Source organism: Leptospiraceae bacterium (assembly GCA_024233835.1).
Classification (GTDB): Bacteria; Spirochaetota; Leptospiria; order Leptospirales; family Leptospiraceae; genus JACKPC01.
Genome location: JACKPC010000003.1, coordinates 12,990 through 27,500 on the forward strand (window position 1 = coordinate 12,990; position 14,511 = coordinate 27,500).

The window sequence follows — 14,511 nt, forward strand, 5'->3', positions numbered from 1 at the left end:
TCGCTACGGTTGGTGAGCTGTACCGAACCACACCACCCGCATCACCTTAAGAGGTCGTAAGACTTTTACGTTTAGTTCATACAGCCACAATCCGCCGGATTCCGTCCGCAGGAAGGAAAGTTACTCTCGGAACTTTTTACATTCGTAGCAAAACTTGAAACAAGTTTTTTTAACTCACCTTTCTCCGAACAATCACTTACTTCATCGCAGGTTTTATGAACTTCCGAATTATGTTGTAGTACTTCAAATTCTTTTCCGCAGGAGCTGCAGGAGTATTGATAAATTGGCATTGTTTTCTCTCCCTGATTATTAGGAAAAAAATGAAACTAAAAGATCCTGTCAATAGATTATTTTAAACTTATGAGCAGGAAAAACTACCGGCTTTTTGAAGAGATATACAGAAAATACTTGAAAAATTTAGATTCATTGAAAAATTGGATTTTGTCTTTTATTTTAAGGGCCTATAGCTCAGTTGGTTAGAGCAACAGACTCATAATCTGTGGGTCGTAGGTTCAAGTCCTACTGGGCCCATTAAAATATCGGACCGAGAAGTTTCACATCCTTTTCCTTCACATTAATGAGCACTCTATAGTTTTCCCCTCTGTAATACCGAAATAGGTCATGTATGGTAATCACGGTTCGATACCGTAAAACCACGGGAAACTCCATTTCCGCTACGATTCTTTGCAGGAGATATTTCTGTTCTCCTTTTAATTTTCGAACAGCTCTCAAATCGAATTGGTAGAGCTGGTCTACATCCGGTTGCTTGCTTTTTTTCCACATGTAAAGGCCACCCCGCATTTCTTTCAAGTTTTTGCCCTGAGGAGGAGCTTCTAAAACATAGGAATCGGAATCAAAGAAGAATTCAAATGGAATATAGCGTCCATAGATGTGCTTTTCCATGCTTTTATAGGAACTTACCCGATAGGAACGCAGAATAAGTAAGAATAAGAGAAAGCCAAAGAAAACGATGGAAGCGAGTTTTTTCTTCCGAATAAAATAAATTCCAAAGCAGGAAAGAAAAATGAGCGGATTCTGTGTCTTGAGGAGGGAAAAGGAATTCATTTCCCCCCAGGGAAAGTGAAAGGTTTCGAGGCCAAAAAAACTAAAAAAAAGAAAAATGGAAGCAAAAGGCAGGATACTTAAAGGTATCATTTTTTTAACTCTCATATAGAGAGTTAGGTTAAAAAGAAAACTAAAGAAAAGAAGTCCGAGAAGTGAAGTGCTGAAAATGAATTCTCGAAAAGCTTCTATTTTCCCGGCAGCTCTCTGTGTGTAAGAAAACAGGTAAAAGAGGAGGGAGAAAATAAAGCTTATCCCGAAATCCTGTATCCTGTTCCGAATGGATTCATTTCTTTCGGGAAAAAAACTCCAGAGGAGAGCTGTGAAGGAAGCAAGGTTTAGAGTAAAATAAATCGATTCGCTGAGCATACTTTAAAACACTTTTTACCAAAATAATTTTATAGACCTGATAAACCATAATATTTTAGTTTTAAAAAAACTCCCTTTGTGACAAGATACATATTATGGATCTGATTGAAGTAAAAATTTCTGATATAACCCTTACCAATGTGGGCTTCGCTGTCTTTTTAAAGCCTAGGGAAGCAACAGATTCCAGAGTGGTTCCAATATTTATAGGCCCCCTAGAAACCCACGCCATTACCAGTGTCCTGGATGGAATTACCCCTCCAAGGCCAATGACTCACGACCTTATGATGTTGATACTGCCCAATTTAGGCGGTCAGATTATTAAAGTAACAATTGATGACATTGTAGATAATACCTTCTATGCTAAACTTTCTCTTCGTCGGGATGAAGAAATTTTCATGATCGATGCCAGACCTTCTGATTCTATAGCTCTCGCTTTGCGTGCCGGTGCTCCTATTTATATTACCAGGAAAATTTTGGAAGAAGCCGGGGTTATGATGAACGAGGAAGACATAAGCTCCGAAAGTGAATTTCAAGAGGAAGAACCGGTATCTCAGCCCAGAACCCAATTACAGGTTTTAGAAGATGAGTTACAAAAGGCTGTTCAAAAGGAAGACTATGAAATAGCCGCCCGTCTTCGAGATCAGATTAAAAAAATTGTAGAAAGCTCTTAATAATCGTATATACAAAATAGGTAAGAATCAAATCATGGAAAAAAAGTTCTCTGGAGTTTTTTCGTGGACGATAAGTTTTTCATAGATATTGTCAATACCGGCATCGCAATTTTTCGTATCGGAGAAAAAAAGTTTCAGCAAAATATTCAGAAAATTTTAGAAGATACCAATAGCCTGGTAAAAGTAGGAGAAGAGGAACAATCCGGTCAGGCTATTCAGATTCGAGAGATAACCCAAAAAGCCTTTCGTGATATGCGAAAGCTGGCAGAAAGAACGAATGATAATTATCGTCATTTTTTGTATCGTTCTGTCACTGCGATTCATGAAGTAAACCTCGGTATCGAAAAAGTTCTCTCCGAGCAGCTTCAATACCTTCAAGAAAACCAGGCCCATAAAGTTTAAACAGACGGCTTCCCTTGGAAAATAAAAAGACCAGCAGGCTGATTTTATTTCTAACCGTATTTATCGATATGATGGGCTTTTCCATCATATTTCCTCTCTTTCCGAGACTCTTAGAACATTATCTGGCAAAAGGAAAGGACTCCTTCCTCGAAAGTATTCTCAATCTTGCAAGGTTTTTAGGAGGGGATGAGAGTAATGCCTATCTCATTATTTTATTCGGAGGAATACTCGGAAGCATTTATTCTATCCTGCAATTTTTCTTTTCTCCTATCTGGGGGAAAGTTTCGGATAATATAGGTAGAAAACCGGTCCTCATAGCCACTTCTCTCGGAAATTTCCTCGGTTATATACTCTGGTTATATTCGGGTTCTTTCACGATCTTTGTTTTATCCAGGGTAATTACAGGAATAATGGGGGGGAATATTTCTGTAGCCTCAGCTGCTATGGCAGATAGTACGAATGAGTCCGAGCGTGCAAGAGGAATGGGGATGATAGGTGCCGGTATTGGTCTCGGTTTTGTATTCGGTCCTCCTTTGAGCGGCTTACTTTCCGGTCTGGACTTGAACCAGTATTTCCCTTTTGGTTTTACCATTTTTTCAGCTTCTATTCTTCTGGGTGTATTCATTGCTTTTTTAAACCTGCTCTTAATCTTCTTCTTATTTGAAGAAACTCTTACCGGTCTCGATGTGGCCCCTTCCCGGCATGGTACCGGCATTCACCCTGTATTCGGACTCAGCAAGAGTGGAGTAAAAGAACTTCCTTTACTTTCCTTGATTTATTTTCTGTTTACCTTTGCCTTTTCCGGTTTTGAATTTTGCATCAACTTCTACCTCGATGGTGTGTATCATTTTGACCCGAGACAGATCGGTTATACCTTTGTGTTTATTGGCATTATCATTATCTTCATACAGGGTGGAGTGATTCGACGAATTTCAGGAAAGATATCAGAGAAGTTGATTTCCTTCTTTGGTGCAGCGAATCTATTCCTCGGACTCATCCTCATTGCCTTTTCCAAAAGTATTCCGATTAGCTTTTTAGCCTTAAGTTTTATTTCCATGGGAAGTGCGTTTTTACATCCGGGTCTGTCTTCACTGGCATCTTTGTTTTCCTCAAGAGAAGAGCAGGGAAAAAACCTCGGAATCCTGAGAGGATTTGGTGCTCTCGCCAGAGCCTTATCTCCCCTCTGTTTCAGTATTCTCTATTTTCGATTACAGCACCAATTAACCTTTATTATATCCGCAGTTATTATCCTCGGAGTGATTTTGTTTATTCGAATATTAGATGACTCTGAATATAATATTCACTAAGTTTCGTTGACTGAATTCGATATTTCGCTTATATTTCCTCCTGTTTTTAGGGAATACGGTATATTCACCCATCCCCTAAAAGTTCTTTTAAATACTTTAAATCTTTATCCAGTCTTCGATTCGCTTGTATTCATAAAGCTTACCCTTAGAATCAAGTGCTGTCAGGCTCAACCACTTATTATCAAATAGTTGTCTTACATGCGGATGCTTCTTCAAAACCTCCTCTATCATGTCTATCGGTGCAGCTATAATGGCATTCAAACGTACCGGCTTGTGATATAAAGAGTTTCCATCATGAACCGACTGAAAGGGAAGGCCTACTCTTATATCTCCCGAATTTCCAAGCATCACCGCAAATTTTCCAATAAGATTATGAATCGTTTTATTTCCACTACCAAAATAGTCATTATTCACACTCGATGCGTAATACTGCATGTTTATCCAACTCGCGACTACCAGAGGTGCGGTCATAATGAGTTCAAGGATCTTTGCATCTTTATCTTTCTTATAATTATAGTTATGCAGAAATACCCTTCCCTCAAGATTAGAGTCTTTGCTGATAGCTCTCGGTGCTGCAATAAAAGCAGCGTTTCCGGCAAGCCCCCACTCCGGTCTTGTTTCCGACCAATCAAAAGCTTTCTTGAATATACTCTTATGAATATCTTTTTCAATACCAAGTTTTCCTGCTCTTTCCAGCCTTGCTTTATTGCCCGCCTCCTCCAGTAATCTTTTCAGGTCTTCTATCTTCTCGGAGTCTAAAGATTCTATGTCATACAGGACAAATTCATCTGTAGTGGTATTATGAAGCCCGGCAACAAAGATAGTGTCTTCCGGGATCTCAATACCTTTCTCCTTTAGAATTTCCCGAACTTTCATATCATTTAAAACACTAACAGCCACTCTTGCATTGCTGTCACCGGCATGTCCTCCGCAGGCTCCGCAGTCCAGACCAGAAGCATAAGGATTATTAGAAGATTCAGAACCATGCCCGCAGATGAGAACAGTAGGAGCAAAGTTTGTTTGAAGACCCATATTTGTTAAAGCTGATTTGGCAAGATTTACTTTATCTGCAAAAGGGATGCCCAATTTATCTTCGCTTCTATATTCCGGGTTTGGGAATAAGAAATCCTTCTCTGCTTTTACTTGAGTTTTTTTACCCGCTAGCTTATAAATCAATTTAAACAAATAAAGGATCCCGAAGGCTTCCACAAAAGAAAAACTTGCAATAGAAAGAGATTTGAACACATTCCAAATTCTCAAGTCCTTGATACTATCTATATATTTTTCAAATTGTTTCTTTCCTTTTTTTCCCTTACATTCTTCTTTTATATAATAAACCGGGTTTAAAAGTACAGGACATCTTGCTGTATGCTCTTCTGAGTTTACCGGCTGTAAACCTATAGGGAATCCAAAAAAACCGGCAAAACCCAGTGTTTCTATCTCCGGGGATAGCGATTCGAGGTTTCTTCTAATAGGTTCAGAACGAACGTCAATACAAAACACAGCCTGTAGAGAAGGTCTCTTAGAATCCATAAAGTCCTTCTCTAAAGAAAGCTTTCCGTATATTTTTTTTCTATAAGTTATTTCTAATGCTTTTTGTAAGGTATATCTTACAAGAAGCTCATTAGAATCTTCCTTTTGAGTCTCAAGCTTTCCGCTTTCTTGAAAAAGAGAATACCAGGATTCCATATCTGATTTTTCTAAGATAGCTATCTCGTAAGCAAGAAGTATTGCCAGAAAATCGACAAGGTTATTATCTTTTTTTCCCTGCATACTACTTGCTCTGACTTTATACTGTATATATCCACTCCAACCGGGTATCATAAGAAAGAGTCTCTTTAAATATTTTTCCTGAAAAGATTCAGGCACAGCTAATTTATCTAAAGCATATACTATATAGTCTTTGCTATCTATTGGTCCATCACTGAACGCGGAATAAAGATTACCCAGACCGAGAAGAACAACTCTTTTATCATACTTTGCGATTTCTTTCCATGCCTGGAATAAACCGAGTTGCTTCCAGGGCATAGTCCATAGTGCCTGACCCTTATCATAATATGCGGATAACCAGTGTGATATTTCTTTTACCATATCCTCTTTGGTTTCTAAAATATCTGAAACAGAATAGATACCGGATATTTTTTGCTCATCTGAAATATTCTTCTGTAGGGTTTCGTAAACCGATTCGGCACTTATACAAAAGCCTTCCTCCAAAACAGACTCTATAGCCTTTGAAATACTTCTATCTTCTATGTCTCCTTTTTGATAGGCTTCTTTAAAAAAAGAAATGGAACTGATTATATCTTCATGAGCCAGTTCCCGAAAATGCTTACTTGTTTCCCAAAAGGAATTATCCAATTCTCCCAAAAAAGGATTCACAGCCACAAAATTATTTAAAGGCCATAAAGGAGCCACTATGTTGCTTGCATTCTTAAGAAGCTCATCGATATCTTGCTGTTTTTCTATAACTTCAAGTGTTTTATTCATAAACATCCTTCCTATCTTTTCTCTAATTTTACATCCGGCACAAAAGGTTTTATTAATTTACTAAATACAATATCCATGTAGAATCCATTCCTGGTGTGAATATAGAAACTTCTTCCAAATCCTGTTTGACTCCAAAATTTCACAGTCAACTGTAAAAGAAATACCAGAGAAAGGAGTATAAGGATAAACATTTGTATCTCATTGGATACTCCAGCACTCTTTATTCCAACAACAGGTACTACTGTCTCAAAGAAAAGGCAAAGCATGGTATACAGTCCTGTGAAAAGAATCATCGCGAAAATACTATAAAACAAATTTTTCAAGCTAAACTCCAGAAAAGAAAGTCTCAACTTAAAAAAGAAAATAAGACTCATTATAAAAGTCGGTGCCAGAACCAATAATCCTTTTTTTTCTAATATATCTATTCCTAATATTATTTTTACGAGAAAGTAAATACCGATAGATAAAAAAACTGATACTCCAATATGAGAAAAACTTAACTTTTCCCAAATTCCCGGCAAAGGATTCTTGTAATATTCTTTCTGAAGAATAGAGTTTGCACTCAAAAAAGAATAAGCTTTATAAAAAGAATGCCCGATTATATGAACCATAGCCAGACTATAGGCTCCGAGTCCACATTGAAGAATCATTAAACCCATCTGCGAAATGGTAGAGTATGCCAGACTCTTTTTAATACTGGTTTCGGTTAGCATGATTATAGAAGCCACGAAAGCAGTAATCCCTCCAAAGATAACAAGTAGGTTTAAGCCCATAGCTGATAAATTCATCAGAGGTGAAAGTTTAATCAAAAGAACCCCTCCTGCATTGATTATACCTGCGTGCATCAAGGCTGATACGGGTGTAGGTGACTCCATAGTATCCGGAAGCCAGGTATGAAATGGTAATTGAGCCGATTTGGTTAAAGCACCAAGGGCCAGGAAAAGACCAATCAGTTCGGTATATTCCCGGGTAAAATTCCCGCTTTGAATGATAGAAAAAATCCGGTCTAATTGAAGGGTTTTAAATTCCATATAGCATAGGATAGTTGCAATTCCTAAAAAGAGGTCTCCCAGTCGGCTGATATAAAATTTTTTCCAGGCAGACAAAGTTCCGGCGGCCTTCTCCGGATAGAAGGTAAGTAAAGAATGAAGCCCCCAGCTCGACAAAGACCAGGATATAGCAAATACAATTAGATTATCTGAAGATACAAAAGATAGGATAGAACCAATACTCACAGCCATCCACTTATAAAAGTACCCCTGCCTTCTCTCTCCGGCAAGGTATCTTTCTGAATACTGCAAGGCAACCAGACCCAGAAAGGAAATGAGAATACCTAAATATACAGACATGTCTGTGTAAAAGTAGCTAATAGAAAATTGAAACTCCTTCCCTATAGGAATAGAGAAAAGCTCTAACGGACTACTCCTCAGCTCTCTTATATAAGGAAATAAAGCTAATGTATAAGTAAGTAGAAGCAACCACAAAAGGGCTTTGTAAAGTTTTATCAGCAATTTCCCGCTTCTATTGGCAATATTTTCCGGTAGAATTCCCAAGAACAGTAATATGCAAGGAACAGACAAGAACACTGTCAAAAAAGATAATTGAAACATACTCCCTCTCCTAATTTATGCAATTCAATTCATGTATTTTTATTCGTCAATAATTTTTCATGCAAATATATTCATTTTTTTTATTTCATGAATTATTTTTCTATTGACAGATTTCATTCCGGACATGATTCTGATTCGTAAAGTAAAATTATGAGCAAACAAAAACGACAAGCAAATCCCGAAGAAAAGACAGTCAAACATGAATGGACTTTCTTAAGTAACCATACCCATGTTCTCATTTGCCTCTACAGAAACCCCACTGAAAGGATACGGGATCTTTCCGCAAAAGTAGGAATTACAGAAAGAGCCATCATCGGCATTATCGAAGACTTAGAACAAATCGGCGTAATTCACAAACTCAAGGAAGGTAGAAGGAATAAATATGAGATCAATGAGAGTATTTACTTAAGACATCCATTAGAAGAACACAAAACCGTAGGAAATTTATTAAAGTTATTAAAATAGAGGAGTTTTTATGAGTCATTCATTAGATGGAAAAACCTTTTTAATCACAGGAATCATTGATTCCGGCTCTCTGGCTTTACATATCGCCAGACAGATTCAAAAAGAAGGAGGCAAGCTCGTTTGTACCGGTTTAGGGAAGACCCCTTATCACCAGAATCTTTCCGAAAAAGCAATTTCTTACCTCGATAATACTTACGATAGTTTTACTCAAACTATAAAAAATGAATTAGGTGCTGATGTTCTCACCCTACCCCTCGATGTCACATTGGATCAGAGCATAGAAAATCTGGCGAATATTTTAAAGAAAAAAGATATACAACTCAATGGATTCTTACACTCCATTGCGATGGATAAATCGATTAAATCCGGTATTGTTGTAAAGCCCTTACTGGAAATCAGTAAAGAAGAATTTTTTCAGGCAATGGAAGTCTCAGCTTATTCCTTGATTCCCCTGACAAGAGTTTTGCTAACAAGTAATGTCTTACAAAGAAATTCATCTATCCTCGCTCTCAGTTATATAGGTGCTGAAAAAGTCGTCCAACACCCATACAAGAATATCGGAGTAGCAAAAGCTGCCTTAGAAAGAATCATCCGCGAATTAGCTTTTGAACTCGGCAAATCTCATGCCATCAAAGTCAATGGAATTCGTTTTTCTCCTTATACAGGTAGTAAAGCAGGCAGTGCCATACAGGGACTCAAAGAGGCTGTAGAATATTGTGACATTCAAAGTCCCCTCGGAAACGCAAGACCGGAAGACATGGCCCAGGAAGCAGCTTATCTGTTTCGACCTGATTTAAGAGTTACCGGTGAAATACGTAATGTAGATGGTGGTTACAACATAAGAGCTTAAATTTTTGTATATGGAAGAAAGTGATTACCAGTATATTATAATATTGCATTACTAATAGAGGATAAATTATGAGAAGAAATCTGGAAGAAATGAGTCTTGAAAAAATTCAAACTGACCTTAATTATTTAATGAGTTGCTTCTATGAAATGCTTGTTGACATAAAAGAAGAGTCTGTCGCCGAAAAACTACCCTGGGTAAACAAGGATAATTCAGATATAGAAGTTCCGGATGAAAAACTAATTCAGGCATACTCCATATCTTTTCAACTCTTGAATATGGTCGAAGAAAATGCAGCGAATCAATTCAGAAGAAAATTAGAATCTGAAGTAGAAGCAGAAGCCATCAGGGGCTCCTGGGAAGAAACCTTCGCTTTCTGGAAAAATAGAGGTTTGAAAGAGGAACAAATTAAAGCCCTACTTCCGGATATTGAAGCCAATCCTGTTTTAACAGCCCACCCTACAGAAGCAAAACGGATAACCGTATTAGAATTACACCGGCAACTTTATCTTCTTCTGGTAAAAAAAGAAAACCCGATATGGACACCGGCAGAAAAGAAAAATATCCAGAATGATATAAAATCAATTCTGGAAATGCTCTGGAGAACCGGGGAAATCTATCTCGAAAGACCCGATATAGCCTCAGAAAGAAATAATGTATTACACTACTTCAAGAATGTGTTTCCACAGGCCTTACCTCTCTTAGATAAAAAACTAATTTCTGCCTGGGAAAATGCGGGGTTCAATCCTGAATTTCTAAAAGATCCGGATAATTTTCCTAAATTATCTTTCGGAAGCTGGGTAGGAGGAGATAGAGACGGACATCCTTATGTTACTCCTGAAGTTACAAAAGAAACCCTGCAAGTCCATAGAATTGCTGCTTTGGAGCTTATCCACGCGAGAATTACAAATTTAGCCAAATCTCTTAGCTTTTCTGATTATTCAAATAATGTTCCCATAGAATTAGAAGCAAAAATTATCTTATTTCATAAAACAATGGGAGAAAAAGGAGAAGAGGCTGTTAATAAAAACATTAGTGAACCCTGGAGACAATATACAAATTTACTACTTTTAAAAATAGAAAATACAATCAAGCAGAATACAAACGACGAAGATACTTACTATTCCAATTCAAAAGAACTAAAAGACGATTTGAAATTTCTACGAAAAACCCTGATTGCAGTCAGAGCAAATAGAATAGTCGAAACCGAATTATTCCCCATAGAAAGATTTGTTAATGCTTTCGGATTCTTTATGGCCAAGCTGGATATACGACAAAATAGTAAATACCACGATACAGCTTTTAATCAAATATTAGAAGCCTCAGGTCAAAAAGAATGTAACTTCTCAGATTGGTCAGAAGAAAAGAGGATAGACTTTTTAAATAAAGAACTAAAATCTAATAGACCCTTTTTGCTGCCGGGAATCAGTTGTGGTTTAGAAGCAGATAATGTACTGGGATACTACCGGGTAGTAAAGGAGCATATAGAACAATATGGTTTTGAAGGAATTGGCTCTTTTATTGTCAGTATGACCAGGGGACTTTCCGATCTGCTTGTAGTATATATCTTTATGCGAGAAGTAGGCCTGCTCAAAACAGACATACAGGTAGTTCCTCTTTTTGAAACAATCCCCGATCTAAAAAATAGTAAAAGTATATTAGATTCTTTCTTAAAACACCCCATTACAAAAATGCGTCATTCACTTTCCGGAAAAAAGGTGATTCAGGAAGTCATGCTGGGTTACAGTGACAGCAATAAAGATGGTGGTATCCTGGCCAGCAGATGGAATCTATATGAAACAGAAAAGATACTTACCGACCTGAGCAAGAAACATAATATTGAATTGAGGTTCTTTCACGGAAGAGGAGGTACAATCAGTAGAGGTGGAGGAAAGATCCATCGCTTTTTAGAATCCATGCCTTACGCTTCAGTTTCCGGTAAATTAAAGTTAACCGTTCAGGGCGAAACCATCGCTCAGCAATATGCAAACCTCCTCAATGCAGTTTATAACCTTGAGATGTTAGTATCGGGAATTGCAAAACAACTAAGCTTTTATAAGTATCCGGAGAATGAAACAAACTTCCCTGCTTCTATTATTTCTGACCTGGCTCAAAATAGTTATCAAAAATACAGAGAGCTCATAGAAAAACCTGGCTTTATAGATTTTTACAGTCAGGCAACACCTATCGATGTTTTAGAAAATAGTAAAATAGGTTCGAGACCCCCGAGGAGAACGGGAAAACGATCCATAGAAGATTTACGGGCAATTCCCTGGGTTTTCAGTTGGAATCAATCCAGATTTAACCTCACCGGTTGGTACGGCATCGGGACAGCACTTGAAGCTTTAAAGAAAGAAAAACCAGGCGATTTTGAAATTTTGAAAAAATCTGTAGCTAACTGGAATTTCTTACGATATACTTTAATCCATGTGGAAACAAATCTTTTGAATTCCGATCCGGAGATCATGCAAAATTCTGCAAGTTTAGTTAAATCTACAGAGTTAAAAAAGATCTTTCTCGATGATATTTTAAATGAATACAAAAAAGGACTTTCTTTGATTGAAGAAATACTCGGAGAACCTAGCATGAACCGCAGAAAATCTTTACAGTTCTATCTGTCGCTCAGAAACCCTGTCTTGCAGATTTTACATACAAAACAATTAGAACACATTAAAAGGTGGAGAGAATACCAGGGAAATCAGAAATATATGCAAATTCTATTGATGCTGGTGAACTCGATTTCAGGTGGCTTAAAAAATACCGGTTGAAAATTTTAAACGTAATGAAATATCTGAAAATAGTAAGATAGAGAAGGATATATATGGAACTTTCAGAAAACGCAAAAGCTTTTGATTCAATCGTTAATCACAGAAGAGCCACACGCTTATATGATAGAAAGGCAAATTTTGACGAAGGTGCTGTAGTTAGAAGTCTTGAAAGGGCGCTTTTAGCTCCAAGTAGTAGCAACATGCAATTATGGGAATTTTACCGGGTAAAAACCTCCGAAAAAAAAGAAGAATTAGCAGATTATTGTATGGCACAGGCTTCTGCCAAAACAGCCAATGAACTTATAGCTATAGTAATTCGTCCGGATAAGTGGAAAGAGAGACAACAATTTTTAGTAAAAGCTCTGAGGGAATCCTTCGGTGATAAAATAGGAAAAAAAGAGCAAAGTACATTAGATTATTATGAAAAACTAATTCCTACTTTATATATGAACGATCCCTTTGGTGTGAGCTCTCTTATTAAAAAGATTTCCAGTTCTATATTAGGAATGAATAAACCAACTCCCAGGGAAATTACAGCTACAGATGTCCGCATCATTGCTCATAAATCAGCTGCGCTAGCCGCACAAACATTTATGCTAAGTATGGCAGCTGAGGGCTATGATACCTGTCCCATGGAGGGATTTGATTCTGAAAGAGCAAAAAAATTACTAAATTTACCGAGTGCCGCAGAAATCACCATGATAGTCAGTGTAGGAAAACGCTCCCCAAAAGGAATTATCGGACAAAGGGTTCGACTTAAGCCGGAAGAAGTGATATTTACGATTTAAAGAATATATGATTTCTCTAAAAAATTAGAAAGGATATTGCAATGCAAAGTCTTCCAATCATTCGTAAAAGGCAGACTCTATTTATCTGGTCTGTTATCGGGCTGGCTTATTTATTCATCTGGTCGACTCCCTTTTTTACTCGGTATACAGGTAAAGGAATCGGTACTATAGAAGCTGAAAACATACTCAGAGACTACAAACAGTTTAAATGGTATGTAATCCCCTTACTACTTATTGTTCTGAATGCCTATTTCGATGAAATAAGAAAGAAAAACTGGTCGACAATACTTGCAGGTCTTGCCTTTTTTTTGATGGATGTTTTTAATGAAATCTGGAATGGCTTATTCCATACAGCCACAGGTAAATTTGCAGCCGTCTGGATGTGTGCCTATCCTACTGCTTATCAACCTCTAATGGGTTGGAACCTGGAAATTATTTTCATGTTCTTACTCATGGGTCTTGCCTCTACAAAAGCCTTACCCGAGAACAAATATGCTCTGGTTTTCGGTAAAATTAATAACCGACATTTCACGGCTTTTATTATGGCCTGGCTCTGCGTATTTGTAGAAATGATACTGAATTCAATCGGTGCTTTACAATGGAATTATCTCTGGTGGCAGATAAACTTTCCCTGGCTTATTTTTTTAACTGGTTATCTACCCTTCTGGGAAATTGCATACTTAGTATACGACCTTGAAGAAACCAAACATCAAATTTATATTGTCTCTGCCATGGCTACTTTTGGAATTATAGCCTTTGTAGTATTTCTTTCTTTAGGATGGATTTAAGAAAAAGGATTGAGGCAGGAAAAGTCTCAGTCCCAAACTTTTTTCAGAAAGCTTTTTTTTCTTTCTTTTTCTTTTCTTGCAGGATGTACTTCAGCCAGTTATAAACCCAGAACATCCAGAGAATCACAATAATAACATTGAAATCGGTTTTTAAAAATAAAGAGAGTCCCCAGATAAGAGGTAAAAGTAAAAAACTGGAAAGTGATAAATATAACCAGACTTTCACTCTATCTCCTTCCTCAAAAAGTGGGTTCTCTTTCTCCTTGCGAAAAAAAGCACGGTTCAGTAAGAAGAGTTCTTTAAATCCCGGTCGTATGCTTGTATTTTTAAAAATCAAATAAATAGATATTAAAAAAAATAAAGAAAGGAAAATTGAATATATCATGAAATTAGGAGTTTGGTGGAGCCAATCGGGATCGAACCGATGACCTTCTGAATGCAAATCAGATGCTCTCCCAGCTGAGCTATGACCCCACAATACGTTTCTGGGCCTGATGTGACTTGAACACATGACCCCACGCTTATCAAGCGTGTGCTCTAACCAACTGAGCTACAGGCCCTTGCAACGTATTTACAGATAAATATAAAGAAGTAAATCGTCAAGTCTTTTTTATATTTTTCTACCTGAGATTTCCGGATTTTAGAAGAATTTTTTCAACCACTTCCGGATAGCAGGAAGAAGAAATATGAGAAATATCTTCAAAAAACCTGCACTTCAAAGGTATTTTTGACTCAAAATCGAGGTATAAAACAGAAAACTCCCGGGCTATGGATTCCATTTCCTTCTTCCATAATAACTCCTGCCTATGAAAAGGTTCTTTGGCCTGCGTATAAAGCTTATGGACAGGAGGACTATAGAAGACAAGTTGTATCCCCTGCTCTTTGCATAACCTGGCAAACTCTCGATACATTCTCATATAAGAAGGATGGTAAGTTTCAAAAGAATT

14 protein-coding genes and 3 tRNA genes (1 of these 17 cut by a window edge) are annotated in these 14,511 nt (G+C 37.3%); 9 read left to right on the plus strand and 8 right to left on the minus strand.

Translation table 11 applies throughout. The annotated features are described in order from the left end of the window. Nucleotides 1-71: 71 nt before the first annotated feature. Entirely contained in the window at nucleotides 72-290 is a 219-nt protein-coding gene (locus H7A25_14585; protein ID MCP5501131.1) for a zinc ribbon domain-containing protein, read from the minus strand. A gap of 167 nt (nucleotides 291-457) precedes the next feature. Between H7A25_14585 and H7A25_14590 the strand changes: the two genes are divergently transcribed. Further along, nucleotides 458-531, plus strand: a tRNA-Ile gene (locus tag H7A25_14590). Here the strand turns inward: H7A25_14590 and H7A25_14595 are convergent. After that, the gene (locus H7A25_14595) at nucleotides 532-1,431 is read right to left on the minus strand and encodes a hypothetical protein (protein MCP5501132.1); all 900 of its coding nucleotides are present in this window, start codon (nucleotides 1,429-1,431) and stop codon (nucleotides 532-534) included. It abuts the tRNA gene before it with no gap. Nucleotides 1,432-1,526: 95 nt separating this feature from the next. Here H7A25_14595 and H7A25_14600 point away from each other — a divergent pair, with 95 nt between their 5' ends. The 3 genes from H7A25_14600 (at nucleotide 1,527) to H7A25_14610 (ending at nucleotide 3,811) form a co-directional block, all read left to right on the plus strand. Then, nucleotides 1,527-2,102 carry a bifunctional nuclease family protein gene (locus tag H7A25_14600; protein MCP5501133.1) on the plus strand — a complete coding sequence of 192 codons (576 nt, stop codon included), beginning with the start codon at nucleotides 1,527-1,529 and terminating at the stop codon, nucleotides 2,100-2,102. Nucleotides 2,103-2,165: 63 nt separating this feature from the next. Further along, complete coding sequence (locus tag H7A25_14605) at nucleotides 2,166-2,504, plus strand: hypothetical protein (protein ID MCP5501134.1); 339 nt, start codon at nucleotides 2,166-2,168, stop codon at nucleotides 2,502-2,504. 68 nt (nucleotides 2,505-2,572) lie between these two features. Next, nucleotides 2,573-3,811: an MFS transporter gene (locus tag H7A25_14610; GenBank protein ID MCP5501135.1), complete on the plus strand. Its 1,239-nt coding sequence runs from the start codon at nucleotides 2,573-2,575 to the stop codon at nucleotides 3,809-3,811. 96 nt (nucleotides 3,812-3,907) lie between these two features. Here H7A25_14610 and H7A25_14615 read toward each other — a convergent pair whose 3' ends face one another. Both H7A25_14615 and H7A25_14620 read right to left on the minus strand, forming a co-directional pair. Then, on the minus strand, nucleotides 3,908-6,298 hold the full coding sequence (locus tag H7A25_14615; protein ID MCP5501136.1) for a DUF2309 domain-containing protein: 2,391 nt from the start codon (nucleotides 6,296-6,298) through the stop codon (nucleotides 3,908-3,910). 11 nt (nucleotides 6,299-6,309) lie between these two features. After that, complete coding sequence (locus tag H7A25_14620) at nucleotides 6,310-7,647, minus strand: hypothetical protein (GenBank protein ID MCP5501137.1); 1,338 nt, start codon at nucleotides 7,645-7,647, stop codon at nucleotides 6,310-6,312. A gap of 411 nt (nucleotides 7,648-8,058) precedes the next feature. On the opposite strand from H7A25_14620, the gene H7A25_14625 reads away from it, so the two are divergent. From H7A25_14625 to H7A25_14645, 5 genes are all read left to right on the plus strand, one after another. Next, a complete protein-coding gene (locus tag H7A25_14625; protein ID MCP5501138.1) occupies nucleotides 8,059-8,373 on the plus strand; it encodes a MarR family transcriptional regulator in 315 nt (104 codons plus the stop codon). A 10-nt stretch (nucleotides 8,374-8,383) separates the two neighbouring features. Beyond that, nucleotides 8,384-9,223, plus strand: coding sequence for an SDR family oxidoreductase (locus H7A25_14630; protein ID MCP5501139.1), 840 nt, complete (start codon nucleotides 8,384-8,386; stop codon nucleotides 9,221-9,223). Nucleotides 9,224-9,312: 89 nt separating this feature from the next. After that, nucleotides 9,313-11,988 carry a phosphoenolpyruvate carboxylase gene (locus tag H7A25_14635; GenBank protein ID MCP5501140.1) on the plus strand — a complete coding sequence of 892 codons (2,676 nt, stop codon included), beginning with the start codon at nucleotides 9,313-9,315 and terminating at the stop codon, nucleotides 11,986-11,988. Nucleotides 11,989-12,041: 53 nt separating this feature from the next. Then, the gene (locus H7A25_14640; GenBank protein ID MCP5501141.1) at nucleotides 12,042-12,776 is read left to right on the plus strand and encodes a nitroreductase family protein; all 735 of its coding nucleotides are present in this window, start codon (nucleotides 12,042-12,044) and stop codon (nucleotides 12,774-12,776) included. Between the two features lie 41 nt (nucleotides 12,777-12,817). Continuing rightward, nucleotides 12,818-13,564: a hypothetical protein gene (locus tag H7A25_14645; protein ID MCP5501142.1), complete on the plus strand. Its 747-nt coding sequence runs from the start codon at nucleotides 12,818-12,820 to the stop codon at nucleotides 13,562-13,564. Nucleotides 13,565-13,607: 43 nt separating this feature from the next. Here the strand turns inward: H7A25_14645 and H7A25_14650 are convergent, their stop codons facing one another. The 4 genes from H7A25_14650 to H7A25_14665 form a co-directional block, all read right to left on the minus strand. Then, a complete protein-coding gene (locus H7A25_14650; GenBank protein ID MCP5501143.1) occupies nucleotides 13,608-13,790 on the minus strand; it encodes a hypothetical protein in 183 nt (60 codons plus the stop codon). A 172-nt stretch (nucleotides 13,791-13,962) separates the two neighbouring features. Beyond that, nucleotides 13,963-14,038, minus strand: a tRNA-Ala gene (locus tag H7A25_14655). Nucleotides 14,039-14,050: 12 nt separating this feature from the next. Continuing rightward, nucleotides 14,051-14,124: transfer RNA gene (locus tag H7A25_14660), tRNA-Ile, on the minus strand. A 60-nt stretch (nucleotides 14,125-14,184) separates the two neighbouring features. After that, nucleotides 14,185-14,511, minus strand: partial view of a DUF1574 family protein gene (locus H7A25_14665; protein MCP5501144.1) — the final stretch only. It continues 774 nt past the right edge of the window; the window shows 327 of its 1,101 coding nt (coding positions 775-1,101); its start codon lies beyond the right edge, outside the window — the gene reads right to left on this strand; its stop codon occupies nucleotides 14,185-14,187.